The sequence below is a fragment of the Shinella agrisoli genome (assembly GCF_046557955.1).
Classification (GTDB): Bacteria; Pseudomonadota; Alphaproteobacteria; order Rhizobiales; family Rhizobiaceae; genus Shinella.
In genome coordinates, this window is sequence record NZ_JBJIEP010000013.1 from 1 (window position 1) to 26,101 (window position 26,101).

The window sequence follows — 26,101 nt, forward strand, 5'->3', positions numbered from 1 at the left end:
ATGCCTTCCGGGTCGGCGCCCGACAGCGTGAACTCGTCGGTGTGGCAGATGCCCGTCGCCTTCACCTCGACCAGCACTTCGCCGGCCCGCGGGCCTTCGAGCTGCACGGTCATGATCTCCAGAGGCTTGCCTGCCTCGACGGCAACGGCGGCGCGTACGTCCATGGTCTTCTCCCTATGCGGATTCTGTTGTTGGCCCGACCATTGCAGAGCCGGACCGGCGTCTCAAGGGCGGTAAACGGAAAAAAGTCAGTCCTGATCTTTTTTGATCAATCCGGCGATCTCGCTTTCCAGCGCGGCGATCGCCTTGCCCGTCTGCTCGTGAAGCTGGCGGATCTCCCGGAGCTGGCGCAGCAGCGGATGCAGGTGTTCGTCACCGGCGGGGTCCGCCGGGGCCTCGCCGATGCCGGCGATCAGCCAGGAGGGCGACACGGAGAGCACGCCGGCCAGCATGAAGAGCGCCTTGGTTTCCGGTTCCGCATGGTCGCGTTCCCAGCCGCCCACCGTCTCTTCCGGAAGGCCGATGCGCGAGGCGAGGTCCTGAAGGGACAATCCCAGCGCGTCGCGTGCCCGCCAGATGCGTCCGCCGAGCGTATCGCCGTCGGCGCGGCCCGAAGGGAAGGGAATGGTGTTGCCCTCGCCGGGAAAGGTCATCACGGCCTCCATTGTCTCGTCCCGCAAGCTTACAGGCAATCCGGGACCGTTTTCTACCTCAAATGCGCCGCTTCGCGCCGCCTGCACATGGCAGATTTCCCGCATTGCCAGCCGGCCGAAAACGACTATGCAGGGGCGAACGAGGAGTCGCACCATGAACGCCACAGCCGGCACCACCGACCAACAGGGCGCAAGCACCATGCAGGGCGTGGCGCTGATGGCGGTCGCCATGCTGCTGCTGCCCTGCATGGATGCGATCGCCAAGTACATGGCGACCTTCGCCGGCATGTCGCCGGGGCAGGTGACCTTCTACCGCTTCTTCTTCCAGGTCGTCTGCACGATCCCGCTGATCTTCACGGCCGCCGGCGGCGCCATGCTGCGTCCGAAGCGTCCTTGGCTGAACCTCCTGCGCGGCGCCATCCACGGCGCGGCAAGCCTCCTGTTCTTCGCGGCCGTCAAATACATGCCGCTTGCGGACGTCTTCGCGATCTACTTCGTCGAGCCCTTCATCCTCACCGCCATGTCGGCCGCCTTCCTCGGCGACCGGGTCGGCTGGCGGCGCTGGCTGGCGATCATCGTCGGCTTCGGCGGCGCGCTCATCGTCATCCAGCCGAGCTTCGTGCTCTTCGGCTGGACGGCGCTGCTGCCGGTCGCCTGCGCGTTCCTCTATTCCGTCTACCTCTTCATGAACCGCGCCATCGGCAATGCCGACTCGCCGCTCACCATGCAGACGATCGCCGGCTTCGGCGGCACGATCTTCATGGGCGCGGCGCTGTTCCTCGGCGATTCGGCAGGGATCGCCGATTTCGCGCCCTCGCTGCCGGCGTCGGCCTTCGCGCTGGTGCTGCTCATCGTCCTCGGCGCGCTCTCCGGCTACGCGCACATGCTCGTCGTGCGCGCCTTCCGCATGGCCCCGCTCTCGCTGCTGGCGCCGTTCCAGTATTTCGAGATCATCTCGGCGACCGTGCTCGGCTATGCGATCTTCGGCGACTTCCCGACCCCGTCGAAATGGCTCGGCATCGCGGTCATCGTCGCCTCCGGCCTCTTCATCATCTGGCGCGAGCACAGGGGCCGGAAGGTCAACGCCGATATCGCCTTCGACTAAAGTGCTTGGTGCAACCGGCCAATTCCGGCCCCCGCGCCGTTGAACGGGCGTGGCGTTTGCGGCTAGAACGTCCGGGGAAGATTGCCGGGAGGAAAGCATGTTCGAGAAGATCCTGATTGCCAATCGCGGCGAGATCGCCTGCCGCGTGATCAAGACGGCACGCAGGATGGGCATCGCCACCGTCGCAGTCTATTCCGACGCCGACCGCGACGCGCTGCACGTTGAGATGGCGGACGAGGCGGTGCATATCGGCCCGGCGCCCGCCGCCGAAAGCTACCTCGTCGCGGAGAAGATCATCGCCGCCTGCAAGGAGACGGGCGCGCAGGCCGTGCACCCCGGCTACGGGTTCCTGTCCGAGCGCGCGAGCTTCTGCGAGGCGCTGGAGGCGGAGGGCATCGTCTTCATCGGCCCGAAGCCGAAGGCGATCCGCGCCATGGGCGACAAGATCGAATCGAAGAAGTTCGCCAATGACGCGCAGGTCTCCACCGTTCCGGGCTTCCTCGGCGTCATCGAGGACGCCGGCCATGCCGAGCGCATCGCCGGCGAGATCGGCTATCCGGTGATGATCAAGGCGTCCGCCGGCGGCGGCGGCAAGGGCATGCGCATCGCCTGGACCGCGGCGGAGGTGCGCGACGGCTTCGAGCGCGCCCGCTCGGAAGCGAAAAGCTCCTTCGGCGACGACCGCGTCTTCATCGAGAAGTACATCGTCGAGCCGCGCCATATCGAGATCCAGGTGCTGGCCGACGCGCACGGCACGGCGCTCTATCTCGGCGAGCGCGAATGCTCGATCCAGCGGCGGAACCAGAAGGTGGTCGAGGAGGCGCCGTCGCCCTTCCTCGACGAGGCGACGCGGCGCGCCATGGGCGAGCAGTCCGTGGCGCTCGCCAGGGCCGTCGACTACCAGAGCGCCGGCACGGTGGAGTTCATCGTCGACCGCGACCGCAATTTCTACTTCCTCGAGATGAACACGCGCCTGCAGGTCGAGCATCCGGTCACCGAACTCGTCACCGGCATCGACCTCGTGGAGCAGATGATCCGCATCGCCGCGGGCGAAAAGCTGGCGCTCACCCAGGCGGACATCAGGCTGGACGGCTGGGCGGTGGAAAGCCGGCTCTACGCGGAGGACCCGTACCGCAGCTTCCTGCCCTCCATCGGCCGGCTCACCCGCTACCGCCCGCCGGCCGAGGGCCCGGGCGGCGCGGCGATCGTGCGCAACGATACCGGCGTCTACGAGGGCGCCGAGATCTCGATGTACTACGACCCGATGGTCGCCAAGCTGTGCACCTGGGCGCCGACGCGCCTTGAGGCGATCGATGCGATGAGCGATGCGCTGGACGGTTTCACCGTCGACGGCATCGAGCACAACGTGCCGTTCCTCGCCGCCCTGATGCGCCATCCGCGCTGGCGGGAAGGGCGTCTCTCCACCGGCTTCATCGCGGAGGAGTATCCGGACGGCTTCGCGCCGATGGCGCCGACGGACGAGGAGGCGGCGATCCTCGCCCGCGTCGCGCTCTCGGCCCATCTCGTCGACGCCGAGCGCCGTGCCGGCCAAGCCGACCGGCTGCGCCCGGCCGCGGTGCGGCGCAACGACTGGGTGGTGAAGATCGGCGAGCGCTACCATGCGCTCACCGCGGACGAAGCCGCCGAGAGCGACTGGCGGCCCGGCGAGCCTGTCTGGCGCGGGACGGTCGGCGGGCGTCCCATCACGGCGCAGCTCCGGCCCTTCCCGAACGGCATGCGCATCGACTGGCAGGGCCTTTCCGTGCGCACGCGCGTCTTCACCCCGCGGCACGCCGAACTCGACGCGCTGATGCCCGTAAAGCTGCCGCCGGACACCTCGAAGATGCTGCTCTGCCCGATGCCGGGCCTTGTCGTCTCCATCGCCGTCAGCGAGGGGCAGGAGGTCAAGGCGGGCGAGACCCTGGCCGTCGTCGAGGCGATGAAGATGGAAAACGTCCTGCGCGCCGAGCGCGACCTGACGGTCGGCCCGATCCGCGCCCGGCCCGGCGAAAGCCTCGCCGTCGACGCGGTGATCATGGAATTCGCCTAGAAGCAGCGGGAGATCCGCCCCGCAGGTTCGTTAAGAGACCGGGGCCGATTCTTAACATTTGTTAGGGGATTGCCTCTAGCCTCGTCCTGCCTGCCATGACGGCCGGGGAGGATGGCATGTCGACGTCGCTTTCGGTGCTTTTGCTGCTGGCGATCAACCTCGGCCTGATCTGGCTACTGGTCGCCGCGCCGGTCGGCCGCCGCACGCTCCGGCTCACCCGCGTCTTCAAGGCTCCGCCGGGGCGGATCGCCGCGCTCGTCAGCCCGCTCGGCAAGGAAGCCGACTGGCACCCGTGCGTGCTCTCCAGCGAGCGCCTGTCGCCCGGCCGCGTCAGGCAGACCTTCTCCCATCCCGATCGCCGGGGCGATCCCATCACGCGCACGCTTGCGGTGTGCGAGGCGGCGGACGGGAAGGGCATGTCTTGCGAGACGCGGGTGATCGAGGACAGCGCGCTCGACGCCTCCTTCTGGCGGGATTTCGTGGAGCGGCGTTTCCTGCGGCCCGTTCCGGGCGGCACGGCGCTCACCGTCGCGCAAACGGACCGCTACCGCGGCGTCGCCTTCCTCGTCTTGCGCTACATAGAGCTTCGCCGCGAGATGAAGGCGCTGGAGCGATGGCTGGCGACGGGCAGCGGCGAGGTGCGGGGCGTTCTCGAACGCCCGCTGACGCAGGCGGGCCTTGCCGTCCTCTCCACGCTGCTGCTCTGGCCGTTCTTCGGGCTCGATGCGCAGGGCCTCCTCCTGTCCGCGATGCTGACCGTGGTGATCGTCCTGCATGAGCTCGGCCACATGGCGGCCTATCGCGCCTTCGGCCATCGGCGGGTGCGCATGGTCTTCGTGCCGTTGCTCGGCGGCATCGCCATCGGCGGGCGGCCCTACGACGCGCGCTTCGAGGTCGCCGTCTGCGCCCTGATGGGCGCCGGCATGTCGGCCTTTCTCGTGACGCCGCTGATCGCGCTGCATGATGCGTGGGGCGGGGCAGGCGGCGCCGCGTTGCTCGTCTTCCTGCTGGTCCTCGGCGCCTTCAACCTCCTGAACCTGTTGCCCATGCATCGATTCGACGGCGGGCAGGTGCTCCGGCAGGTCTTTTCCGCACGGCGCGGGCTGCTTGCGGCGAGCTTTCTGGTGACGCTCGCCATCCTGTGGGTCGGCTGGCGGATCGGCCTGCCGGTGCTGCTTCTGATCGCCGGTCTTGCCGTCTTCACGGTGCTGAGCCTCATCGGCGCGGGCGGCGTGAAGCCGCGGCGGGCGCTCGAGCCGATGACGGCGCCGCAGCGGCTCCTGGCCGGCTTCGGCCTTTACGCCGCCATCGCGCTGCACGGCTATGCGATCATCTATGCCTGCGACAGGCTCTTCGGCTGACAGTCCGCGTCGGGTACGGTCGGGCCGAAGACCCGCTCGAACGACTGGCGGATGCGGATGTCGACGTCGCTCATCATGACGGGAAGGCCGAGGTCGACGAGGCTCGTCACGCCGTAGCCGCGGATGCCGCAGGGCACGATGCCGGAAAAATGCTCAAGGTCCGGATCGACGTTGAGCGAGAAGCCGTGGAAGCTCACCCAGCGGCGCAGGCGGATGCCGATCGCGGCGATCTTGTCCTCGGCGGGCGAGCCGTCCGGCAGCGGCGGGCGGTCCGGGCGGCGGACCCAGACGCCGACGCGGTCCTCGCGCCGTTCGCCGCGGACGTTCATGGAGCCGAGCGCATCGATCACCACCGCTTCGAGCGCCGCCACGAAGGCGCGCACGTCCTGCCGGCGCCGCTTCAGGTCGAGCATGACGTAGACGACGCGCTGGCCGGGGCCGTGATAGGTGTATTCGCCGCCGCGGCCCGTGGAAAAGACCGGGAAGCGATCCGGCGCCACGAGGTCGGCGGCGTCCGCGCTCGTGCCGGCGGTATAGAGCGGCGGATGCTCGACGAGCCAGACGAGTTCGTCGGCCTCGCCGCGGGCGATGGCGGCGGCCTCGCTCTCCATGGTTTCGACGGCCGTTTCATAGGGAACGAGACCGTGCGCGACGCGCCAGCGCACCGGCGGCGAGCCGGGAACCGCAAGAAGGGATGTGGTGATGTCCTGACGCTGCATGATGGCCGTCCTTTTCGTTCCGTTCTGCCAGATATGGGGGCGATCATGCAAGGATTTCAGGGGCTTCCGGGCTGTTGCGAAGGGCTTGTTGAAATTGTTCCCTTTTCCGTCATTTTTCTTGGGGGACGGCCTTGTGCACCCCAAATGCTTTTGCTACATGCACCCCCGTCGCCGCAAGACGACGCCTACCACGATGCGGTCGTGGCGGAATTGGTAGACGCGCAGCGTTGAGGTCGCTGTGGGGCAACCCGTGGAAGTTCGAGTCTTCTCGACCGCACCAAAAAAGACCCGCCTTTCGGCGGGTCTTTTTGTTTCGGGCTTGCCGGCTGGCTCAGGTCACCACCTGCACCCGCGCCTCGCGCGCGGCTGCGATGAAGGCGAGCCGGGCGCGGGCGGCGCTGCACCGTCCTTCCAGAGCGCGGGCGCAATGGGCAAGCGCCCGCTGATAGGCCTTGCCGTAGGTCACCGGCCAGAGTTCGGCGAGCAGGTACATCGCGCTCGCGACGTCCTGCACGAAGCGCGGCCGCAGTGCGCCCGGAAGCAGGATGCCCAGCTTCTTGTCCCAATTGATGGATGCCATTGTTCTCGTCCCTTGCTTTTCGCTCAGGAATGCGGATCGACTCCCATTGTTCCGCTGCCTCGAAAAGATTTTTTCGGGCAGAGATTCTGCTTTGCAAAGAAGGGGTTGGACGAATCAGGCCTTTGCCTTGCCGTATCTCTTGACGACGCGCTCGCGTTTCAGCCGCGAGAGGCGGTCGATCCAGAAAATGCCGTCGAGCTGGTCGATTTCATGCTGCAGGCAGACGGCGAGCAGGCCGTCGGCCTCCTCGGTGCGCGCCGCGCCGCCGAGGTCCTGATAGGCGAGGCGGATGCGGGCAGGGCGCTCCACCTCTTCGGTCACGCCCGGCATGGAGACGCTGCCCTCCGCATGGCGTTGCAGCTCCGGCGAGAACCATTCGATTTGCGGGTTCACATAGACCCGCAGCGTGCCCGGTCCGCCGAGCTCGATCACCGTCAGCCGTTCCAAAACGCCGACATGGGCGGCCGTGATGCCGATGCCCGGCGCGGCACGCATGGTGGCGGCGAGATCGTCGGCGAGCGCCGCCAGCCGTGCGTCGAAGGTTGCGACCTTCCTGGAGGGCAGGCGCAGGCGCGGATCGGGATAGCGCAGGATGGGAAGGACCGCCATGGTTGCTCCGGGCCTCTGTTGGCTCCGCCACTCCTAGCCTGTTTGCGGCAGGGGGAAAATGCCGGCGGGCATCCGTCATGCCGCAAATCGTGTGATTTTCATGAAATTGCAACAGCTTGCGAAATTTTTGCGTCTGGCCGGCTTTTGCCGCTTTCGGCGATGGACCGGCTGGGCGCTTTGCTTTAGCACGATGGAAAGCGAAGCTTTCTGCGCGCGGTGCTTCGCCTCAACCCTGCACTTAATCCCCGTCGTCCCCGCTCCGCCGACGTGCCGGGCCGGACGAACCCGAAGCAAGGAGCGGCCCGATGGAAAACACCGGCGACGACGACCGCATCCATCAGGGACAGGCACAGCACAGTACCTTCGACGGCGAGGACATCTATGCCGAGGACGGCTCCGTCCGCTCGGATTTCCTCATGCATGTCGGTGCGGCTATCGCCGACCGCGACCTCCTGTTCCTGCGCCGCCACGTGGCGCGGCTGCACGAATCGGAGATGGGCGACCTCCTGGAGGCGATCCAGCCGGAGCAGCGCCGCCAGCTCGTCTCGCTGCTCGGCGCCGATTTCGACCTCGCGGCGCTGACCGAGGTCGACGAGGCGATCCGTCTCGACATCGTCGAGCACCTGCCGAACGACCAGATCGCCGCCGCCCTCGGCGAGATGGATTCGGACGACGCCGTCTACATCCTGGAAGACCTCGACCAGGAGGACCAGGAGGAAATCCTTTCCAAGCTGCCGTTCACCGAACGGATCCGCCTGCGCCGCTCGCTGGACTATCCGGAAAGCACGGCCGGCCGCCGCATGCAGACCGAGTTCGTCGCCGTGCCGCCGTTCTGGACGGTCGGCCAGACGATCGACTACCTGCGGGAGGACGCCGACCTGCCGGAAAGCTTTTCGCAGATCTTCGTCATCGACCCGACCTTCCGCCTGCTCGGCGCCATCGATCTCGACCGTATCCTGCGCACCGCGCGGGGCACGAAGATCGAGGCGATCATGCGCGAGACGAACCATCCGATCCCGGCCGAGATGGACCAGGAGGAGGCCGCGCAGCTCTTCGAGCAGTACGACCTTCTTTCCGCCGCCGTCGTCGACGAGAACGGGCGGCTCGTCGGCGTGCTCACCATCGACGACGTGGTCGACGTCATCCAGGAAGAGGCCGAGGAGGACCTGATGCGCCTCGGCGGCGTCGGCGACGAGGAGCTTTCCGACACCACCATCGAGACCGTGCGCTCGCGCGCGCCCTGGCTGCTCGTCAACCTCTTGACCGCGTTCGTCGCCGCGTCCGTCATCTCGCTGTTCGAGGCGACCATCGAGGAGATCGTGGCGCTCGCCGTGCTGATGCCGATCGTCGCCGGCATGGGCGGCAATGCCGGCTCGCAGACCATGACGGTCACCGTGCGGGCGCTCGCCACCCGCAACCTCGACATTCACAACGCCTGGCGCGTCGTGCGGCGCGAGGCGGGCGTCGGCCTGATGCACGGCGTGGCCTTCGGCCTCATGATCGGGCTTGTCGCCGGCATCTGGTTCCACGACGCGAATATCGGCGGCGTCATCGCCGCGGCAATGCTCATCAACATGACGGCGGCTGCGCTCGCCGGTATCGCGATCCCGCTCTTCCTCGACAGGGCGGGCGCGGATCCGGCCGTCTCCTCGGCGGTTTTCGTGACGGCGGTCACGGACATCGTCGGCTTCTTCGCCTTCCTCGGCATCGCGACCTGGTGGTTCGCCATCCGCTGAAGCAGTTCCAGCCTCCATGGTGCAGCGGGCGTGCGCCGGGGGAAGAGGGAAAATTGACTTATACGTAAAAGTCAATAAAATGCCTGCCCAGATACGATCGGAGCAGGCGTGGACAAGTTTTATACCATAACCGAGCTGACGCGCGAATTCGGAGTTTCCACCCGGACCCTGCGCTTCTACGAGGACGAGGGGCTCATCAACCCCGAGCGGCGCGGCCGCACGCGTCTTTTCCGCCCTGCCGACCGCCGCCTGATCCAGGAGATCCTGCGCGGCCGCCGCATCGGCTTCACCATCGCGGAAATCCGCGAAATCATCCGCGTCTACAAGGACCCGCCGGGCGAGGTGGGCCAACTCGAACTGCTCATGGCCAAGGTCAGCGAGAAGCGGGACGAGCTGCGCCAGAAGCGGCGCGACATCGAGGAGACGCTGGCCGAACTCGACAATGTCGAGGAGGCCTGTCTCACGCGTCTCGCCGAAATCGGCGTCGGCACCTGATATCCGGCTGCCCGTCCGTCAGATCCAGCGCGCGGTTCCATTGCAGTAGCGCTCGAAATCGATGCCGAAGCGCGAGAGAAGATGCAGTTCCTCGCGCTTGATCGCGACGATGCTGGTGACGCCGGCGGCAACCATGGCCGTCACGATGCACCACGGGTTGAGCACCGCAAGGCCGATGCCGGCGGTCGCCAGCGTGTATCCGAGATAGATGGGGTTGCGCGTGAAGCGGTAGGGGCCGGACGTCACCAGATGGGTGGAACAGCGATTCGGCAGGATCGTCGTGTGGCAGTCGAGCAGCGTGCGCATCGCCCACACGTCCAGCACCACCGCGCAAAGGATCAGCGCGCCGCCGGCCGTCCGGGCAAACCAGATGTTCGTGTCCGCCACGGCAAGCGGAAAAAACGCCTGAAGCACGAAGGCCGCCGCGATGGCCGCTCCGTAGATGAACGGGGGCCAGGGAAAGGCGAGTGGCTTCATGCGATAGGCGTTCATGACCCTACTCCTCGAAGTCGGTTTCCTTTTCGGCATCCGCCGTGCACTGCGACGAGATCGCGCCGATCCGCTCGTCCGACGCCACGTCGATCGCGCCGCGGTTCAGGTCGGCGAAGAGGTCCTGTTCCCTCAGCCTGTCGAGCGTGCAGCCACAGAAGCTCTGGCAGAAGCCAGCGCTACGCTCGTTCCCGCAGGCGCGCATGCAGCTCTTCGTGTAACCGGTGACGGGGTCTGCCGCCGGCGCCGGAACAACCAGCGAGAAGCCGTAGACCAGCGCGATCAGCAGGGGCTGATGAACAAGGTAGATGGCGAGACTGTGGCGGCCGGCCTTTTCGAGAAGGCTTTTCCACCAGACCCTGGTCGCATTGCCGTAGCCGGCCAGCCGCTCCGGAAGGGTGCTTGCGACGAACAGGCGTGCGAGCGCGATGCCGAGCAGGACCGGCGCCAGCCAGGGCAGCAGCGGCACGTAGTCGTTCGAGCGCGGCACGTTCGCGGAAAGCCCGATCCACCACAGCGCCGGATGGTCGAAGGCCGGCGAGCGCAGATAGAGCGGCGCGGCGACGGCGGCTGCGGCCGCAAGCAGCGTGACGGCGACCGGCAGGCGCAGGAAGAGAAGGCCGACGAGGCTCGCGGCCGCAATGGCGTGCAGGATGCCGAAGAAGATGAAGGTCTGCGGGAAAGCGAACCAGGTGGCTATGGTGATGAGGGCCGCCGCCAGCGCGATTTTCCCGAAGCGGATGAGGAAAGGCCGGGGGCGAAAGCCGCTCGCGTGGCCGAGCACGAGGCTGAAGCCGGCGAGGAACAGGAAGCTGCCGGCGATCAGGCGGGCGAAGAGCCGCCAGCCGCCGGTCGTCGCCGTCTCGGGCTCGATGTAGCCGAAGAAGCCGAGGTCCCAGGTGAAGTGGTAGATCGCCATGGCGACCAGGGCGACGCCGCGGGCCTGGTCGATCAGCGGAATGCGGGGCAGGCGGCGCGTCTGCGCGCCGCCGTCTGCCACATTGCCGTCAATCAGCGTCGTCGTCATGGTTCGGGGTCGCCGCATCGCTTGGATCCATGGGAGAATGTCACGCCAAGCTTGCGCCGGGCGGATGGCCGAAAGGTGGCCGCAGGACAGGGTTTGTCAGTCGAGGCGTTCGAGCACGGCCAGGCGCGCTTCCGAATAGAACTGCCGCCGGATGAGCACGATGATGATGCCGATGGTCGTCAGGATGAAGAGGTAGGGGCTGACGAACCAGCCCAGATAGCCGATCGACAGGAAGATGGCGCGAAGGCCCATGTTGAAATGCTTGGCCGCCAGGATGTTCATGCGGATGACCCTGTCGGCGGCAAGGTCGGCGCCGGCCGGGTCCTTGTGGACGTCGCCGCTCATCGGGATCGCGCCGAGCAGGATCGTGCAGTAGTTGAAGAGCCGGTAGGACCAGCCGAACTTGAAGAAGGCATAGCCGAAAATGATGGCGAGGCCGCCGACCTTCAGCTCGAAGCCGGCGCGGCTGCCGCGAAAGACATAGGGCAGGTCGTTGAAGATGGCGAAGACCTGCTCCGTGGCGCCGAGCAGCGCGAAGCACGCCCCGAGCGCCAGAAGGGACGTCGAGGCGAAGAAGGCCGTGCCGTTCTGCAGGCCCGCCATGATCTGCGTGTCGATCATGCGCAGGTCGCGGTGCATGGCATTGCGGATCCACAGGGCGCGCTGCGAGCTCATCGCCCGCGTGAGGCTGACGCGGTCGAAGAATCTTGCCCGGTCCGTGATCCAGGAATACCCGATCCACAGGGCGACGAAGATGACGAGGGCGGCAAGGTCCGGGATGCTCATGCCACAGCGTTTTGCCACGGATTCGGCATTTTGCAAGCGGGCCGGCATGCGTTTGCCCGCCGCGTTCAGACCTTGGGCGGAAAGTTGACGGCCTGCACCCTGCCGGATTTTTCGCCGGCCCGCCGCAACCGCCTGATTTTGCGACATGTCATGCGTTGGGCGCGGGGCTCCTATGACGTGGCCGCCTTGGTTTTGCCATTTTTCGCGATTGCGGTTTCATGAATTCTTCATTAAACAGAGCGCCATGCAGCGCCGAAGACGGCTGCTGCGACGACATCTTCCATCGGGGAAATCATGGAAAGCACCGTTGAGAAATCCTGCTGGGGCGTCACCGTCCGTGCAGTCCTTGGTTTTGGAGCAGTCCTGGTCATCGCCTATCTCTTCGGCGGCATTTGAAAATACCAGGCAATCGTCCTTACTTAAGCAGCGTGTCCCTCCCAGGCGCGCTGTTTTTGTTTTAGCGGCTTGCGGGGAGGAGGCATGTCGCGTTCGTAAAACCCGATGTCGGGAGATCGCCATGGGCGTGCGGCATGATAACGTAGCTTCAAGCTTCGAAGCGCCTGCCAAGGCAAGGGAGAAGTCCGGGAAATGTTTCTTTCGGTTTTCGATGTTTTCAAGATCGGTATCGGGCCGTCGAGCTCCCATACGATGGGGCCGATGTCGGCGGCGAACCGCTTTCTCGACCTGATCCTCTCCGCCGACTGGCCGCGCCCCGCGGGCGCGCAGGTCGCCGCGATCCGCATGAGCCTGCACGGCTCGCTCGCCTATACCGGCGTCGGCCACGGCTCCGACCGCGCCGTCATCCTCGGCCTGATGGGCGAGCGGCCCGATTCGGTCGATCCCGACCGGATGGATGCGATCATCGCCGAGGTCGAGCGCACCGGCCGCATTTCGCCGCCCGGCCATCCGGGTTACGCTTTCCAGCCGAAGACCGACCTTGTCTTCGACAAGAAGAACCCGCTGCCCGGCCATGCCAACGGCATGACCTTCTCCGCCTATGACCGTGACGACCGCCTGCTCCTGAAGCGCATCTACTATTCCGTCGGCGGCGGTTTCGTCGTCACCGACACGGAGCTCGAACAGATGCGCACCAGCAAGGCGCGCTCCAGCGACAAGAAAGTGCCGTTCCCCTTCGCTTCCGCCAGGGAGATGCTCGAAATGGCGGAGCGCTCCGGCATGACGATCGCGCAGATGAAGCGCGCGAACGAGGAAGCCACGATGTCGCGCGAGGAGCTGAACGCCGGCCTCGACCGCATCTGGGAGGCGATGAAGAGCTGCATTGACCGCGGCCTCAAGAACGAGGGCATCATGCCGGGCGGCCTGAAGGTGCGCCGCCGCGCCCGTTCCATCCACGACAAGCTGCAGGAGGAATGGCGTTCCAACAAGGCGAACCCGCTGCTCGCGAACGACTGGCTCTCCGTCTATGCCATGGCGGTCAACGAGGAGAATGCCGCCGGCGGGCGCGTCGTCACCTCGCCGACCAACGGCGCGGCGGGCGTCGTTCCCGCCACGATCCGCTATTACCTGCACTTCCACGAGGATGCCGACCAGGACGGCATCCGCGACTACCTGCTGACGGCCGCCGCGGTCGGCGGCATCATCAAGCACAACGCCTCGATCTCCGGCGCCGAGGTCGGCTGCCAGGGCGAGGTGGGCTCCGCCTCCGCGATGGCCGCCGCCGGCCTTGCGGCGGTGATGGGCGGCACGCCGGAACAGGTGGAGAATGCCGCGGAAATCGCGCTCGAGCACCATCTCGGCATGACATGCGATCCGATCGCCGGCCTCGTGCAGGTGCCCTGCATCGAGCGCAACGCGCTCGGCGCGGTCAAGGCGGTGACGGCGGCTTCCCTCGCCATCAAGGGCGACGGCAAGCATTTCGTGCCGCTCGACGCCTGCATCGAGACGATGCGCCAGACCGGCGTCGACATGAACGAGAAATACAAGGAAACCTCCACCGGCGGCCTTGCCGTCAACGTGGTGGAGTGCTGATCGGAAGCCCTTGCCTGTGGAGTGCGACGCGGAGGCCCCTTGACCCGGCCTGCGCAAGGGCGTTCAAAGGGGCATGGCCCTTCATCTCATCAAACTGTGTGTCGGCGCGGACTCGATCGAGGACCTGCGCGAATGGGTGTCCGAACGCTCGCTGATCGCGATCGCCGCGGGCATGGAGCCGCATTCCAGCCACATCACCCGCATGATCCCGAAACGCGATCGGGAACTGCTCGACGGCGGCTCGCTCTACTGGGTGATCAAGGGGCAGGTGCAGGCCCGCCAGCAATTGCTGAACATCAAGACTTTCACGGATGCGGACGGCATTTCGCGTTGCGAGCTGGTGCTGGGACCGGAGGTCGTCGAAACCGAGCTCCAGCCCCGCCGCGCCTTCCAGGGCTGGCGCTACCTCACGGAAGACGATGCGCCGCGGGACCTCAGGAACATGGGCGAGGGCGCTGCGGACCTGCCGCTGGAGCTGCGCCGCGAGCTCGCCGAACTCGGTCTTCTCTGAAAAGCCTTGCCGCGCTCAGCGCAGGCGAAGCCGCACCGGATGGCGGCGTTCGCTGACGCCGACGTGAAGATGGATCCCGGCAGCCGGCTGGCCGGAACGCCAGGCGCGGGCGCCGTGGGCGAGCAGCATGCCGACGAGATCCTTCGTCTTGTTGCGCGAACGGCCAAGACCGATATCCGCGATCCGCATCGCCGCCTCGTGGAGCGGATGGAGCGTGCCCTTCAGCGGCTTTCGCTTTTCCGCGCGCGCTGCGGGTTGGACATCGAACAGGTTCTCGTTCATCGCCATGATCTGCCTCGTACGCATTACCCAATCGAGGATGGCAGAGCCGTTTTGCGGCCTTGCCGGCCTTCCCCCGCAGCCACCGGTACGCAATACCTCACCGGTGCCGTTGCGGGCGCAAGGCGGTAGTTCGGGGAGGGCGCCGTTACACTGGGGCGCGCTCCGATCTCGTCACTGCTGGCTGGCCCAGCAGGCGAAGCCCTTGCGCTTCAGCGCCTTGCAGGCGGCCGCGGCGCGGTCCTGGTTGTCGAAGCCGCCGAAGCGGGCACGGAAGAGCTGCTCGCTGCCGCTGTTGACCGCCACGGTGAAGGGCGTCGCGCTGGAGAGCGCCTTGCCGCCCTGGTCCCTGGCCTTTGCGAGCAGCTTCTGCGCCTGGTCGCGGTCGGGCGTCGCGCCGATCTGGATCACCCAGCCGGAGGGGACGGCCTCGGCGACGGCCGACGTGGTCAGGCTGTCGACGCCGCTGGTGTCGCCCTGTTCCTCCGTCAGGTCCTCCGGCGGGACGGCGGCCTCGCGCTGGACCTTGAGCGTTGCGGCGAGCGCGCGCTTGCCGACCACTTCCGAGTTCTCGTTCGCCGTCGCGGCATAGGCCGTCTCGATGCGGCTCTCGTTATAGCGGTAGGAGGGGACCGGCCCGTTCTCCGGCAGGTCGAATCCGCCGACCGAAGCGGTCGCGGCCTTGCTGGCGACCTCGGCGGTCAGCGTCGGCGCATCCTTCGTCTCGGCGATGAGGTCGCCGCTGCCGCGGCGCGAGGCCTTCGGCATGTAGGCGGCGATCAGCTTGCGCATCTGCTGGTCGCGGGCCGCGCCCGAGCGGCCGCCCATCACGACGCCGACGATGCTGCGGCCATCGGCGACGGCCGAGGTCACGAGGTTGTAGCCGGATGCGCGGGTATAGCCCGTCTTGATGCCGTCCACGCCGCGGACATTGCCGAGCAGCCGGTTGTGGTTGCCGATGTTCTGCTTGCCGAAACGGAAGCTGCGCACCGAGAAATAGGAATAGTATTGCGGAAAATGCTGGCGGAGCGCGATGCCGAGGCGGGCCTGGTCGCGCGCGGTCGTCACCTGCGCGGAGTTGGGTAGGCCGTTGGCGTTGCGGTAGACGGTGCGCGTCATGCCGAGCGCGCGCGCCTTCTGCGTCATGATGCGGGCGAAACGCTCTTCCGAGCCGCCGAGGAATTCGGCGAGCGCCGTGGAGGCGTCGTTCGCCGAGCGCGTGATGAGGCCGAGGATCGCCTGCTCGACCGTGATGGACCTGCCGGTGCCGACGCCGAGTTTCGTCGGCGGCTCGCTCGCGGCGTTCTTCGAGAAGGGGACGCGCGAGTTGAGCCGGATCTTTCCGGCCTCCAGCGCCTCGAAGGTCAGGTACAGCGTCATCATCTTGGTGAGGGATGCCGGATAGCGCAGCGCATCCGCATCCTCGCTGTAGAGCACCTTGCCCGTCTTCGCGTCGACGACGATGCCGGCATATTTCGGATTGGCCGCGGCCGGGGTCGCGAAAGCAGCGGTGGCGACCATTCCGATCACCACGAGACCTTTCGCCGCATTGGCAACTGCCTGGCAGGAACGGGGGAGAAAATCGAGGAATACGGAACGGGACACTACGTTACTCTTCATTCTCGGATTGCACATGTCGTTCTGGCGCAGCCTGCCGGAGCGACCGTTTCAGGCACAGTAGCGGCACAGCGTTACCAATCGGTTTATGATGAATCATTGGTTTCTGAGGTTGGCGGTGTTTTATCGGCTGCGGACGGCGGACGAAGAGCGGCCGTTTTCCACGAAGGAATGGCCGAGATAGTCGCGCACGCGCGCCTCCATGGCCTGCCACTGCGGCAAAAGTCTGCTCGAAAAACGGTAAAGCACGGAAAGATCACGGCCGATGTGGATATCGCGCTGGCAGTCCGCGCTCGTCGATTGCGATTCGTCCGCGGGCATCATGCAGCGCACCGCATAGTCGGAGCCGTCCGGCAGGATGCCGGTAAGGAAGACCTCGTCGCCGTAGCCCGAATTCTCCTTGAGGCGCTGGAGGGTGAGGCCCGCGGGGCCGGGCTCGGGGCGGTCGTCGAAGAGATGGCTGTAGATAGGCCCCAGCCGCCCGGACATGTCCTTCGACATGGTGCTTTGCGAAAGATTGAGGAAAATCAGGCTCTCCGGCCTTGTCGCATCGTTGAAGCGGGCGCGCTCGGCGTTCGAGTAGCCGTGCATTTCCGGCCATGTGAGGTAGAGGTCGACGCGTTCGGCCCGCCCCGTCCGGCGCTGCTCCTCGAAGCGGATCGTGTTGGCCGGCAGCCGGAGCTGGTCCTGCCCGATGACGATGTCGATCAGCTCCGTGCTCTCGGTGTGGCCGGCAAGCGCGATGCGTTCGCCGAGCATGCGGCCGGTGGCGCTGATTGCGACCGTCAGGCCCGCAAGGACGGCGACGCCGATCGTCAGGCGCGTCAGGAAGCGGTTCGAGATGAGCGGGGCGTGCTCGTCGTTGCCGGTGGTTGCCGCAGCCATCTTCCCCTCATGCTTTCCTGGCGTCCATTTCTGGATATGTGCCGGAAGGGTCTGCGAACAGGGTTAATTTTCGGTTGAGATCGCCGGGTTTGGCGGCGGTCCAAAAGGAAGCGGCCGGTTCCGGGACAGGAGAACCGGCCGCAGGGCCATGGTCGGGACGGGGATCGGGGACTGACCGGGCCCTTTCTTGCGCCCGGCGGGCCGCCGGGCATTGTCGTCGTGCAGCCGTGCCGGCGGCGGGATTACTTGACGCTACCGACAGCTTCGGCGCGGCCGTCCTGCAGCTTCACCCACTTGCCGGCGTTGACCGACGACTGGCGCTTCAGGAAGCGGTATTCGGTTTCGGACCAGAGCAGGACCTTGTTGCGCATGTTGTCGAGCACGAAATCGCCGCGGTCGGTGCGCACGGTCAGGACCGCATGGCCTTCGCCGTTCGGCTGGAGCACGACGGTGATCAGCAGGTTGGAGGGCGAAATGCCGGCTTCGATCAGGCGCTTGCGCTTGATCAGGACGTAGTCTTCGCAGTCCGCCGCCGCCTCCGGATAGGTCCACTGCTCCTCGACGCCGTAGATCTCCATGTCGGTCATCGGCACGTATTCGGTATTGGCCGAGTAGTTGACGTTGAGGATCGTCTTCCAGTTTTCCTGCGTCAGCTTCAGCGGGCCTTCGTCCTTGCCCGTCGGGCCGCATTCATCGCGGTACTGCTTGCAGAATTCGTAGTGGCCGATGGGCTGGTTCGTCGCGCCCGCCAGCGGAATGTTGGCCGGCAGCGCCACGGCCGCCTGCGCCGCGACCAGAGAGAAGAGGAATGCAAACGTCCCTGTCTTGATCTTTTTTGCCATTGTGTCGTCCCCGTTTGATGGGGTCACAATGACACGTATGTTTTGAGTTTACGCGAAAACCGGAAGTATAACTTAGCTCAAATCAAGATAGCATAAGAATAGAATGAGAATAAATTTCGATCGTTATTTGAAGTGTATTTGATTAGAATTTTAATGAAATCCGGCGGGCTCCGGATGCCGGTCCTGGCGCTCAAGTCTTTGATCTTAAACTGTTTCGTTGCAAATCGGATCATGCGGAAGGTTGCGCCTGCTGCCGCCGGAGCAGGTTTCCGCCGCGCGAATGCGCCCGCCTGGATGCTTTCCGGGCCGGGCGGAGGACCTGTGCCGTGCCGGGACACTCGGGGAGCTGGCGGAATTTTTTTGATTTTTTTGCCGCCGGCATTGAGCCGGCATGAAACAGCAAAGGGCCCCGCGGGGCCCTTCCAGGAAAGGAGCGACTTTTGGGTCGTCCCGAAATGCTACAGGAACGCGGTGAGGGCTTCCTTCGACTGCACGGAGGAGAATTCGATGGCGACGCCCTCCTGGAAGTGGCGGACGACGCGGCCCTTCATGCTGCCGAGCTGGACGGACGTGCCGAGCGCCGGGCGGACGTCTATATCGATGGCGGCGCCGGAAAGCGAAAGGTCGATGATGCGGCAGGGGTATCGGCGCCCGTCGTCCAGCGTCAGGTCGGTGCGGGTGTTGCGGGGCGTGAGGCGGTCGTGGCGGCGATCTTCCGGCAGGCCGAGCTCGTGCTTGTTGGCGATCCAGGTCAGTTGCGCGGCAAGTTTCTCCCGCTTGCGGTCCGTGGCGTTCAGCACGATCACGAAGCCGCCCTCGTTGACGAGCGCGACGGTGCCCTCGATGCGGCCCACATGATCGATATAGGCGATGATGCGCTCGCCGATGCGCGGGCGTGCCGCGCAGGCGAAGCTGGCGTCGCCCGGCGACATGTCGATCGCGGTGCAGTCGTATTCGTCATGGCTGGCGAGCATCAGCCGGCCGGACAGGTTCACCGACACGCGCTGGAAGCTGCGCTGTTCGGGCTGCGGTTTCCGGGCGTCGGGCGATGCTTGCTGGAAGGAGTACATGAACGCGCGTGCCTGATGATCTTATCTCTTTCCAACCCTTAACCTTTCGGGGTTAACAGAAGGTTCCCCGCAACGGGAAAATGTTGCTGCAGGCAGGCAATTCGACAACTTCTAGGCGTTGCGGGTTGTGTTCGCCGAAGCTAGCGCTCCTGCGTCTTGCCGGGCTGGCGGCCTCCCTCGAAGATGCGCAGGTGCATCACGCGGCTCACCGCCTGGCCGAGGCCGGCCGGCCGCATGGCCATGACGGATGCGGGCATGGGGATCGGCGGCCTGTTGCCGGCGGGCTCGCCCGCACGCTTCGAATCGATGACCGACAGCGCGCACGGCGTGGCATAGCGGAAGGCCGAAAGCGGCTGGCGCTGGCCGGGCAGGGGGGCGAGGGTGCCGATGATGCGGTCGGCCGTCTTGCCCTTGGTGGCGAGCGGCAGCAGCACGATTTCCGCCTGGGTCGTATCCAGCGCGCCGTCGACGAGCTGGATTTCGAGGACGGCCGGGGCAGCCTCGGCCATGACATTTTCCGCGATCCGCGCCATGCGGCTGCGCTGGTCGGGCGCAAACAGCGAAGCGAAGTCCATGCCTTTCAGCTCCCGCCCGAACTGCGCGCAGATGCGCGTGCCGGCAAGGCGGAACCGCGGCGCGTGCAGCCGGCCGTGCTCCAGAAGGAAGATGTCCGGCAGGATCGCGGCGACGTCGGCGGGCTCTATGGCGCTGCGCAACGGCACGGCGCGCTCGCCGCGCTGTCGTGTCCAATAATCGTAGAGTGCCGTCGCGGCCTTCGTCTGCATGCTCGCCTTCCAATCGATTCTGTTCCGTTACGACACGCGGAACGTGGCGTTCGGGGCATTTTGAGGAAACTGTGCGAGTTTCGTGCCAGCCCGATATTAAGGTTAACGATTGGTTTGCGTTGCGCGGGCGGCCGGCTTGGGGGAACATCCGTCCATCCCTCCACGGAGGGAATGGTTTACTGCACATCGACTTCTGCCCCGGGGATCGGGGCGCCGGCCGTTCAGCGAAAGCTGCACGGCCTTTCTTTTCTCTGTATAAGCCCGAGTCGGGTTTCAGAGAGTTTGGTGGATCGCTCATGAGTAACGACGGCGTCGGGGTGCAGGGGGAGGGACCGGAGGTCCGCAAGCGGGAACCGGCATTCAACCTGCCCGGAAGCCTCGTCTTCGTGCTCGGCTTGCTCACTTCGATCCATATCGTGCGCACCTATCTCCTGTCCGCCTCGGCGGACGAGTTCGTGCTCCTGCGCTTTGCCTTCATTCCGGGGCGCTACACCATTCCGCTCACCGAGCAGGATCTCGGATGGCTGTGGAGCCCGGTCACCTATTCGCTGCTGCACGGTAGCTGGGAGCACCTGGTCTTCAACGCCTTCTGGATGGTCGCCTTCGGGGCGCCCGTCGTGCGCCGCATCGGCCTGTTCCGCTTCTTCCTCTTCTGGTGCCTTTGCGCGGTCGCGGCCGTCGCGTTCCACACCGCCCTGCATTGGGGCGCGATGATCCTCGTCGTCGGGGCCTCCGGGGTCGTTTCCGGCCTCATGGGAGCGGCGGCGCGCTTCGTCTTTTCGCCGAGCGGGCGCATCAGCCGCCAGTTCGCCCATCACAACCGGCGGCTCACCATTCCCGAAGCGCTCTCCAACCGCTCCGTGCTGGTCTTCTCCGGCATCTGGTTCCTCACGAACTTCCTGATCGGCTTCGGCCAGATCTTCGGCCCGGTCGCGGGCGGCGCGGTCGCCTGGGAGGCGCATATCGGCGGCTTCCTCTTCGGCTTCCTCTTCTTCCCGCTCTTCGACGTGGCGGCGGACGAGAGCCGCCGGGATTAACGATAGTCCATTAGCCGTCTTGCAATCGCCTCTTTCGTGGCGCACCATGAACTCGTCCCGGTTCGCACATGCACACCGGGACGGGGCAGCATCCTCGAGGAGGAAGCGGATGCCGCCCACGTACTGGCAGGGCATTCCTGCGCGGGTGTCCCGCCTCTCAGCGTCATGATGCACACGGGAGGTACGCATGTATGTAAAGACGATACTGGACGAGAAAGGCCGCAACGTCGTGACCGGCGGCCCGCAGCTCACCGTCAGGCAGGCTGCCGTCTACCTGCATGAAAACCACATCGGCGCCATCGTCATCGTCGACCGCAACGACCGCATCGCCGGCATTGCGACGGAACGCGACATCGTGGCCGCCATTGCGCGCAACGGGGCCGAGTGCCTGGACAAGCCCATTTCCTCCATCATGTGGGGCAATGTCTATCGTTGCGGCGAGAACCAGAGCGTCAACGAACTGATGGAAATGATGAGCAAGCTGCGCGCTCGCCACATGCCGGTGGAGAAGGAAGGGCGCCTCGTCGGCATCGTTTCGATCGGCGACGTCGTCAAATCCCACATCCGCGCCATCCAGCACGAAGCCGAAGCCATCAAGGCCTATATTTCCAGCTGACCTTCGCCATCGGAACGGTTTCGGGCGGAACGATCCCTCGCTCCGCCCGCCGTTTATCCTATCCGGCCCGCCGTTCAGCGGGCCATGACCACTTCCTGCATGCGCTTGATCTCCGAAATGCGCGCCTTGGCCTCGAGGTAGCCGCGCTCGATCGATTCACCTGCGCGGTGGAATTCCGAAAGGCCGATATCCGAAAGCTTGGGATGCAGCGCCAGGTCCGGCGGATCGCCGGCAAGGCGCGCGCGGGAGATGCGGTCCTGGATGATGTTGAACGACTGCACCATGACGCTCGTCAGGCCGAGGCGGGCGGCGCCGTCCTCCTGCCGGGTCTCGTCGATCTTCTGCGGGCTCGCGCTGTGCTTGATCACGGCCGAACGGCCATAGAGGTCGTAGTTGAGGTTGACGGCGACGACCAGCGGCTCCTCGTGCGCCCGGCAGACCGAAACGGGCACCGGGTTGACGAGCGCGCCGTCGACCAGCGTGCGGTTGTTGCACTTGATCGGCTCGAAGATGCCGGGCAGGGCATAGGAGGCGCGCAGCGCCGTGATCAGCGCGCCGCTGTTGATCCACACCTCATGGCCGCTGTTGACCTCCGTCGCCACGGCGACGAAGGGACGGTCGAGGTCCTCGATGGAAAGGTTTTCCAGATGCTCCTGCATGCGCTTCGTCAGCCGCATGCCGCCGAAGAGGCCGGAGCCGCGAATGGTGAAGTCGAGCAGGCCCGCGATCCGCCGCATGGTGAGCGAGCGGGCGAAGGTCTCCAGCTCGTCCAGCTTGCCCGCAAGGTAGCAGCCCCCAACAAGGGCGCCGATGGACGTGCCGGCGATCATGCCGATCTCGACGCCTTCCTCCTCCAGCGCCCTGAGGACGCCGATATGGGCCCAGCCGCGGGCGGCCCCGCCGCCGAGCGCCAGCGCGATCCTGGATTTGCGCGGCCGGGCCGGCGCGGGAATATGGGACATGTCGTTCATTGAAGGTCCGCCGGGATCAGATGCATCCGCCGTTACAAGACTACGATTAAAACTCCAGTTCAGCATTCCGGACCTCCGTACCCGAGAGGAATTCGCCATGAGGCAAACGGTTCCGCAGCCTCGGCGCGCTGAGCAACACGATAGATGACAGGATAGTTGCAGTCTGTGACGCGGGGAACTTCCGGGGCGAAAAATATCCCGGAAGGCGGAAGGAAAGTGCTTGCCGTGGGGATCGTCGCCTCGCTGGAGGTGGCGTTGGAAACCTTTCGTGACGCGTGCGAGCGATGGGGTTCCATGTCCTGATCCGCATGGCGGGGATAGGGGCCGCCATGCCCGATATTAGGCGTGCATATCCGTTGCCAATTCGTAAATCCGTGCCGAAACGGAACGGAAAGCGCCGGGATGCTTAATTTTTGTTGTAGACCGCCGACGGGTCGAACTGCGGTTCGCCGCCGGTGATCGTCAGCACCGCGCCGTCCGGCCCGTTCGAGACCGTGCGGTAGAAGCACGACCGGCGGCCGGTGTGGCAGGTGGCGTCGTGGCCGGCAACCTCGACCTTCAGCCAGACGGCGTCCTGGTCGCAGTCCGTCCTCATCTCCACGACGGTCTGGAGGTTGCCCGAGGTCTCGCCCTTCTTCCACAGCGCCTTGCGCGAGCGGCTCCAGTAGTGGGCGATGCCGGTCTCGATGGTCAGCGCCAGCGAGTCGGCATTCATGTGGGCGACCATGAGCAGTTCGCCGTCCCTCGCGTCGGTCACCACGGCGGTCACCAGGCCGTTTTCGTCGAAGCGCGGCGTGAAGGCCGGGCCCGTTTCGAGCTCGGCCTTGTCCTTGGACGGGGTCTTGAAGGTGATCGGCATGGCGGTCGGCTCTCTTTCGCGGAGCCGGCTTTCCGCCTAGCTCCGGATCATCGTCATGAACCGGACCTGTTCGGCCGGTTCGGTCTTGAAGGCACCGGTAAAGGTGGTGGTGAGCGTTGTCGAGCCCTGTTTCTGGATGCCGCGCATCGCCATGCACATATGCTCGGCCTCGATCATCACGGCGACGCCGCGCGGGTTCAGCGTCTCGTCGATCGATTTGGCGATCTGCGCCGTCATCGTCTCCTGCGTCTGCAGGCGGCGGCCGTAGATCTCGACGACGCGGGCGATCTTGGAAAGGCCCAGCACCCGGCCGTTCGGCAGGTAGGCGACGTGCGCCTTGCCGATGATCGGCACCATATGGTGCTCGCAATGCGAGAAGAACGGGATGTCCTTCACCAGCACCATGTCGTCGTAGCCGGCGACCTCCTCGAAGGTCCGGCCGAGCACGTCCTCGGCGGCGAGGTCGTAGCCGGAGAAAAGCTCGCGGTAGGCCTTGGCGACCCGGGCGGGGGTGTCGAGCAGCCCTTCGCGCTCCGGATCGTCGCCCGCCCAGCGAAGCAGAACGCGCACGGCATCCTCCGCCTCCTTCTGCGTGGGGCGGCCGGACTCATCCTCGATGCGCGGAAAATTGGTGACTATGGCGTCCATGGACCCATTGACCTTTCTGCAGGTTACCTGACGTGTTTATCGGACTCGCCACTGGCCATTCGCCTAACCCTGCAGGCTTGGGTTCCGTTGGCGGGCTCCGGGGCTTTCGGGTCTTCGCTTAACAGTGCGCTGACCGTCCGGCACGGTTTCCCAAACAACAGGTGAGTGTTCCGCATCTTGCAAAACCCTCACCCCAATACGAGTTATCATATAGTATCGGGCGACGCATGCGAAAGGGGCCCGAGGCGACACGGCATGCTTTTTTACCGACGAGGCCGGAATAATCTCCTCGGATCATTGAAGATTCCGCAAAAAATGCGGAAAACGGGACCATGATGGACGATATTTACAACAGCCGTATCCTGGAGTTCGCCGGCAACATCCCGCGCATCGGCACGCTGCCCGACGCGGACGCCGAGGCCGGCGCCCATTCCAAGCTCTGCGGCTCGCGGGTGAAGGTGTACCTGAAGCTCGACGGCGACCGCGTCAGCGATTTCGCGCACGAGGTGAAGGCCTGTGCGCTCGGCCAGGCGTCCTCCTCCGTGATGGCGCGCCACGTGGTCGGCGCCACCACCGCCGAAATCCGCAAGGCGCGCGAGGACATGCTCGCCATGCTGAAGGCCGACGGCGAGGGCCCGACCGGCCGCTTCGAGGACATGCGCTTCCTGAGGCCCGTCAAGGACTACAAGGCCCGCCACGCCTCCACCATGCTGACCTTCGACGCGGTGGTGGACGCCATCGGCCAGATCGAGGCGAAGCGGCTGGAAAAGGCGGGGTGAGGGCGGTGCAGGGCGGCTTGCCTCTGGATGGACGCGCCCATGTGTGACGCTCCCGACTGCAAGCACGCCGCCGGGCGCCTTTCCTACAGGGGCCGCAACTGGAACGGCCCGTTCCGCAAGACGCCGGGCCGCCTGCTCGGCATGGGTCTCGTCCGCCTCTACCAGCTGACGCTCTCCGGCTTCGTCGGCAATTCCTGCCGGCATCTTCCGACCTGCTCGGAATACGGCTACGAGGCGATCGCCCGCCATGGCCTGTGGCACGGCGGCTTCATGACGCTCTTCCGCGTCGCCCGCTGCGGCCCTGGCGGCACGCACGGGCTCGATCCCGTGCCGGAGGCGCTGGAGGCCCGCCTGCGCTGGTGGGCGCCCTGGCGGCTGTGGCGGCTTCAGGGGTGACGCCGTGACCGTGCCCATGGAATACCGCAACGCCTCCCGCGATTTCGACGCCTTCCTCATCGACGCGCGCGACACGGCCATGCTGGCGACCACCAATCAGGCCTACACGATGGTGGAGGCGGTGCTGACGGTCTTCCGCCGCCGCCTTTCCATCGATGAAGCGCTGGCTTTCGCGGCTGTGCTGCCGCCCGTCCTGCGCGCGATCTTCGTTTCCGGCTGGGATACGGCCGAGCCCCGAAAGGCTTTCGCGGACCGGGAGAGCCTTACCCGCGAGGTGCTGGCCTTCCGCGGCGACCACAACGTTTCGCCTGCCTCCGCCATCGCGGACGTGGCGGCGGCGCTTCGCCGCCATGTAGACCGGCCCGCCTTCGAGCGCGCGCTGGAACGCCTGCCGGCCGGGGCGCGCGGATATTGGCGCGCATGACGACCTATGTCGCCCTCCTGCACTCGATCGTGCTCGGCCCCGGAAAGCGCGTGGCGATGGCGGACCTCAAGGCCATGGCGGAAGGCCTCGGTTACCACGGCACCCGCACCCTGGTCGCCACCGGCAACCTGATCTTCGATGCCGCCGAGGCGCCTCTTCCGGCCATCGAAGCCCGGCTGGAGGCGGCTTTCCGCGAGCGCTTCGGCAAGCATGTCGATATCATCCTGCGCACGGCGGAGGCCTTTGGGCGCCTTGCCGCCGGCAATCCCTTCCCGGACGGCAACGGACCGGACGTCTGCGTGCGCGTCATGCGCCGGCCGCTCGGGCCGGAAGCGCTTGCGAGGCTCGAAGGCATCGCCGCGCCCGGGATCCGCCTCGCCCTCGTGGGCGGCGACCTCTGGATCGACTTTTCCCGCAAGCCGAGCGAGACGAGGTTGCTCTCGCACCTGACGACGAAGAAGCTCGGCATCGGCACGCTGCGCAACGCCAACACCGTCAACGGCCTTTGGAAGATGCTCGGCTGACGGCGCGCGCCTCGGCCTCCTTCAGGCGGGAATCTGCGTCGCTGCACAGTCTGCCGGCGCTTGTACCTTGTCCGAAAACCGCTCCCGCATCCTGCTTGCATGGCGGACCCAAACCGACCCCGCGAGACCCGGGGAAGGGGGAAGCCTGTCACGACGGAAGCCTTCGCTCCCGCAGTGCTCCTCGCTTCTTCCCGCCGCATCGACACTTTACGCGATCCGTCCGGCGAAGGAAGGAGGTTCAGGATAAGGGAGGTTCTGG

General features: G+C 65.9%; 29 protein-coding genes, 1 tRNA gene and 1 pseudogene. 14 read left to right on the forward strand and 17 right to left on the reverse strand.

The window, feature by feature from the left end; translation table 11 throughout:
• Positions 1 to 164: pseudogene (locus tag ACIIOY_RS14495) on the reverse strand (S-(hydroxymethyl)glutathione dehydrogenase); the annotation flags it as partial.
• 84 nt (positions 165 to 248) lie between these two features.
• Entirely contained in the window at positions 249 to 653 is a 405-nt protein-coding gene (locus ACIIOY_RS14500; protein ID WP_411035386.1) for a helix-turn-helix domain-containing protein, read from the reverse strand.
• Positions 654 to 807: 154 nt separating this feature from the next.
• Here ACIIOY_RS14500 and ACIIOY_RS14505 point away from each other — a divergent pair, with 154 nt between their 5' ends.
• From ACIIOY_RS14505 to ACIIOY_RS14515, 3 genes are all read left to right on the forward strand, one after another.
• The gene (locus ACIIOY_RS14505; protein ID WP_411035387.1) at positions 808 to 1,758 is read left to right on the forward strand and encodes a DMT family transporter; all 951 of its coding nucleotides are present in this window, start codon (positions 808 to 810) and stop codon (positions 1,756 to 1,758) included.
• A gap of 97 nt (positions 1,759 to 1,855) precedes the next feature.
• The gene (locus ACIIOY_RS14510) at positions 1,856 to 3,808 is read left to right on the forward strand and encodes an acetyl-CoA carboxylase biotin carboxylase subunit (protein WP_411035388.1); all 1,953 of its coding nucleotides are present in this window, start codon (positions 1,856 to 1,858) and stop codon (positions 3,806 to 3,808) included.
• Positions 3,809 to 3,924: 116 nt separating this feature from the next.
• Complete coding sequence (locus tag ACIIOY_RS14515; RefSeq protein ID WP_411035389.1) at positions 3,925 to 5,169, forward strand: zinc metalloprotease; 1,245 nt, start codon at positions 3,925 to 3,927, stop codon at positions 5,167 to 5,169.
• Here the strand turns inward: ACIIOY_RS14515 and lipB are convergent.
• Positions 5,142 to 5,888, reverse strand: a complete 747-nt coding sequence (gene lipB / locus ACIIOY_RS14520; protein WP_411035390.1) for a lipoyl(octanoyl) transferase LipB — start codon at positions 5,886 to 5,888, stop codon at positions 5,142 to 5,144. The genes ACIIOY_RS14515 and lipB overlap by 28 nt on opposite strands.
• A gap of 195 nt (positions 5,889 to 6,083) precedes the next feature.
• Between lipB and ACIIOY_RS14525 the strand changes: the two genes are divergently transcribed.
• Positions 6,084 to 6,168: transfer RNA gene (locus ACIIOY_RS14525), tRNA-Leu, on the forward strand.
• Positions 6,169 to 6,219: 51 nt separating this feature from the next.
• On the opposite strand, the gene ACIIOY_RS14530 is transcribed toward ACIIOY_RS14525, so the two are convergent.
• Together ACIIOY_RS14530 and ACIIOY_RS14535 are read right to left on the reverse strand one after the other, a co-directional pair.
• Positions 6,220 to 6,468, reverse strand: coding sequence for a DUF982 domain-containing protein (locus ACIIOY_RS14530; protein ID WP_411035391.1), 249 nt, complete (start codon positions 6,466 to 6,468; stop codon positions 6,220 to 6,222).
• Between the two features lie 114 nt (positions 6,469 to 6,582).
• Positions 6,583 to 7,077: a peptide deformylase gene (locus ACIIOY_RS14535; protein WP_411035392.1), complete on the reverse strand. Its 495-nt coding sequence runs from the start codon at positions 7,075 to 7,077 to the stop codon at positions 6,583 to 6,585.
• 305 nt (positions 7,078 to 7,382) lie between these two features.
• Between ACIIOY_RS14535 and mgtE the strand changes: the two genes are divergently transcribed.
• Together mgtE and ACIIOY_RS14545 are read left to right on the forward strand one after the other, a co-directional pair.
• Positions 7,383 to 8,813, forward strand: coding sequence for a magnesium transporter (gene mgtE, locus ACIIOY_RS14540; protein WP_411035393.1), 1,431 nt, complete (start codon positions 7,383 to 7,385; stop codon positions 8,811 to 8,813).
• Between the two features lie 108 nt (positions 8,814 to 8,921).
• Positions 8,922 to 9,308 carry a MerR family transcriptional regulator gene (locus ACIIOY_RS14545; RefSeq protein ID WP_411035394.1) on the forward strand — a complete coding sequence of 129 codons (387 nt, stop codon included), beginning with the start codon at positions 8,922 to 8,924 and terminating at the stop codon, positions 9,306 to 9,308.
• A gap of 18 nt (positions 9,309 to 9,326) precedes the next feature.
• On the opposite strand, the gene ACIIOY_RS14550 is transcribed toward ACIIOY_RS14545, so the two are convergent.
• The 3 genes from ACIIOY_RS14550 to ACIIOY_RS14560 all read right to left on the reverse strand — a co-directional run bounded on the left by ACIIOY_RS14550 (position 9,327) and on the right by ACIIOY_RS14560 (position 11,610).
• Complete coding sequence (locus tag ACIIOY_RS14550) at positions 9,327 to 9,800, reverse strand: methyltransferase family protein (protein ID WP_411035395.1); 474 nt, start codon at positions 9,798 to 9,800, stop codon at positions 9,327 to 9,329.
• Positions 9,801 to 9,804: 4 nt separating this feature from the next.
• Positions 9,805 to 10,716 carry an acetyltransferase domain-containing protein gene (locus tag ACIIOY_RS14555; protein WP_411035566.1) on the reverse strand — a complete coding sequence of 304 codons (912 nt, stop codon included), beginning with the start codon at positions 10,714 to 10,716 and terminating at the stop codon, positions 9,805 to 9,807.
• Between the two features lie 204 nt (positions 10,717 to 10,920).
• A complete protein-coding gene (locus ACIIOY_RS14560; protein ID WP_411035396.1) occupies positions 10,921 to 11,610 on the reverse strand; it encodes a DUF599 domain-containing protein in 690 nt (229 codons plus the stop codon).
• Positions 11,611 to 12,198: 588 nt separating this feature from the next.
• Here ACIIOY_RS14560 and ACIIOY_RS14565 point away from each other — a divergent pair.
• The gene (locus ACIIOY_RS14565; RefSeq protein ID WP_411035397.1) at positions 12,199 to 13,599 is read left to right on the forward strand and encodes an L-serine ammonia-lyase; all 1,401 of its coding nucleotides are present in this window, start codon (positions 12,199 to 12,201) and stop codon (positions 13,597 to 13,599) included.
• Between the two features lie 73 nt (positions 13,600 to 13,672).
• A complete protein-coding gene (locus ACIIOY_RS14570) occupies positions 13,673 to 14,110 on the forward strand; it encodes a DUF1489 family protein (protein ID WP_411035398.1) in 438 nt (145 codons plus the stop codon).
• A gap of 15 nt (positions 14,111 to 14,125) precedes the next feature.
• Here the strand turns inward: ACIIOY_RS14570 and ACIIOY_RS14575 are convergent, their stop codons facing one another.
• The 6 genes from ACIIOY_RS14575 to ACIIOY_RS14600 all read right to left on the reverse strand — a co-directional run bounded on the left by ACIIOY_RS14575 (position 14,126) and on the right by ACIIOY_RS14600 (position 19,588).
• Complete coding sequence (locus tag ACIIOY_RS14575) at positions 14,126 to 14,398, reverse strand: hypothetical protein (protein WP_411035399.1); 273 nt, start codon at positions 14,396 to 14,398, stop codon at positions 14,126 to 14,128.
• A 165-nt stretch (positions 14,399 to 14,563) separates the two neighbouring features.
• Entirely contained in the window at positions 14,564 to 16,024 is a 1,461-nt protein-coding gene (locus tag ACIIOY_RS14580; protein WP_411035400.1) for an SPOR domain-containing protein, read from the reverse strand.
• A gap of 105 nt (positions 16,025 to 16,129) precedes the next feature.
• Positions 16,130 to 16,891, reverse strand: coding sequence for a hypothetical protein (locus tag ACIIOY_RS14585; protein ID WP_411035401.1), 762 nt, complete (start codon positions 16,889 to 16,891; stop codon positions 16,130 to 16,132).
• A gap of 242 nt (positions 16,892 to 17,133) precedes the next feature.
• Positions 17,134 to 17,733, reverse strand: coding sequence for a transglutaminase-like cysteine peptidase (locus ACIIOY_RS14590; RefSeq protein WP_411035402.1), 600 nt, complete (start codon positions 17,731 to 17,733; stop codon positions 17,134 to 17,136).
• Between the two features lie 458 nt (positions 17,734 to 18,191).
• The gene (locus tag ACIIOY_RS14595) at positions 18,192 to 18,803 is read right to left on the reverse strand and encodes a PilZ domain-containing protein (protein WP_411035403.1); all 612 of its coding nucleotides are present in this window, start codon (positions 18,801 to 18,803) and stop codon (positions 18,192 to 18,194) included.
• Positions 18,804 to 18,943: 140 nt separating this feature from the next.
• On the reverse strand, positions 18,944 to 19,588 hold the full coding sequence (locus ACIIOY_RS14600; RefSeq protein WP_411035404.1) for a PAS domain-containing protein: 645 nt from the start codon (positions 19,586 to 19,588) through the stop codon (positions 18,944 to 18,946).
• A 296-nt stretch (positions 19,589 to 19,884) separates the two neighbouring features.
• On the opposite strand from ACIIOY_RS14600, the gene ACIIOY_RS14605 reads away from it, so the two are divergent.
• A complete protein-coding gene (locus tag ACIIOY_RS14605; RefSeq protein ID WP_411035405.1) occupies positions 19,885 to 20,625 on the forward strand; it encodes a rhomboid family intramembrane serine protease in 741 nt (246 codons plus the stop codon).
• Positions 20,626 to 20,812: 187 nt separating this feature from the next.
• Positions 20,813 to 21,241 carry a CBS domain-containing protein gene (locus tag ACIIOY_RS14610; protein WP_411035406.1) on the forward strand — a complete coding sequence of 143 codons (429 nt, stop codon included), beginning with the start codon at positions 20,813 to 20,815 and terminating at the stop codon, positions 21,239 to 21,241.
• A 74-nt stretch (positions 21,242 to 21,315) separates the two neighbouring features.
• On the opposite strand, the gene ACIIOY_RS14615 is transcribed toward ACIIOY_RS14610, so the two are convergent.
• The 3 genes from ACIIOY_RS14615 to folE all read right to left on the reverse strand — a co-directional run bounded on the left by ACIIOY_RS14615 (position 21,316) and on the right by folE (position 23,719).
• Complete coding sequence (locus ACIIOY_RS14615; protein ID WP_411035407.1) at positions 21,316 to 22,278, reverse strand: patatin-like phospholipase family protein; 963 nt, start codon at positions 22,276 to 22,278, stop codon at positions 21,316 to 21,318.
• Positions 22,279 to 22,618: 340 nt separating this feature from the next.
• Complete coding sequence (gene hisI, locus ACIIOY_RS14620; RefSeq protein ID WP_411035408.1) at positions 22,619 to 23,071, reverse strand: phosphoribosyl-AMP cyclohydrolase; 453 nt, start codon at positions 23,069 to 23,071, stop codon at positions 22,619 to 22,621.
• 36 nt (positions 23,072 to 23,107) lie between these two features.
• Positions 23,108 to 23,719: a GTP cyclohydrolase I FolE gene (gene folE / locus ACIIOY_RS14625; RefSeq protein ID WP_411035409.1), complete on the reverse strand. Its 612-nt coding sequence runs from the start codon at positions 23,717 to 23,719 to the stop codon at positions 23,108 to 23,110.
• Between the two features lie 332 nt (positions 23,720 to 24,051).
• Between folE and ACIIOY_RS14630 the strand changes: the two genes are divergently transcribed.
• Genes ACIIOY_RS14630 through ACIIOY_RS14645 form a run of 4 tightly spaced genes read left to right on the forward strand, consistent with a single transcriptional unit; the run spans position 24,052 to position 25,842 of the window.
• Complete coding sequence (locus ACIIOY_RS14630) at positions 24,052 to 24,498, forward strand: iron-sulfur cluster assembly scaffold protein (RefSeq protein ID WP_411035410.1); 447 nt, start codon at positions 24,052 to 24,054, stop codon at positions 24,496 to 24,498.
• Positions 24,499 to 24,537: 39 nt separating this feature from the next.
• Positions 24,538 to 24,894: a membrane protein insertion efficiency factor YidD gene (yidD, locus tag ACIIOY_RS14635; protein ID WP_411035411.1), complete on the forward strand. Its 357-nt coding sequence runs from the start codon at positions 24,538 to 24,540 to the stop codon at positions 24,892 to 24,894.
• 16 nt (positions 24,895 to 24,910) lie between these two features.
• Entirely contained in the window at positions 24,911 to 25,318 is a 408-nt protein-coding gene (locus tag ACIIOY_RS14640) for a DUF2267 domain-containing protein (RefSeq protein ID WP_411035567.1), read from the forward strand.
• The gene (locus tag ACIIOY_RS14645) at positions 25,315 to 25,842 is read left to right on the forward strand and encodes a DUF1697 domain-containing protein (RefSeq protein WP_411035412.1); all 528 of its coding nucleotides are present in this window, start codon (positions 25,315 to 25,317) and stop codon (positions 25,840 to 25,842) included. Before ACIIOY_RS14640 ends, ACIIOY_RS14645 begins: the two co-directional genes overlap by 4 nt.
• The last annotated feature ends 259 nt before the right edge of the window (positions 25,843 to 26,101 follow it).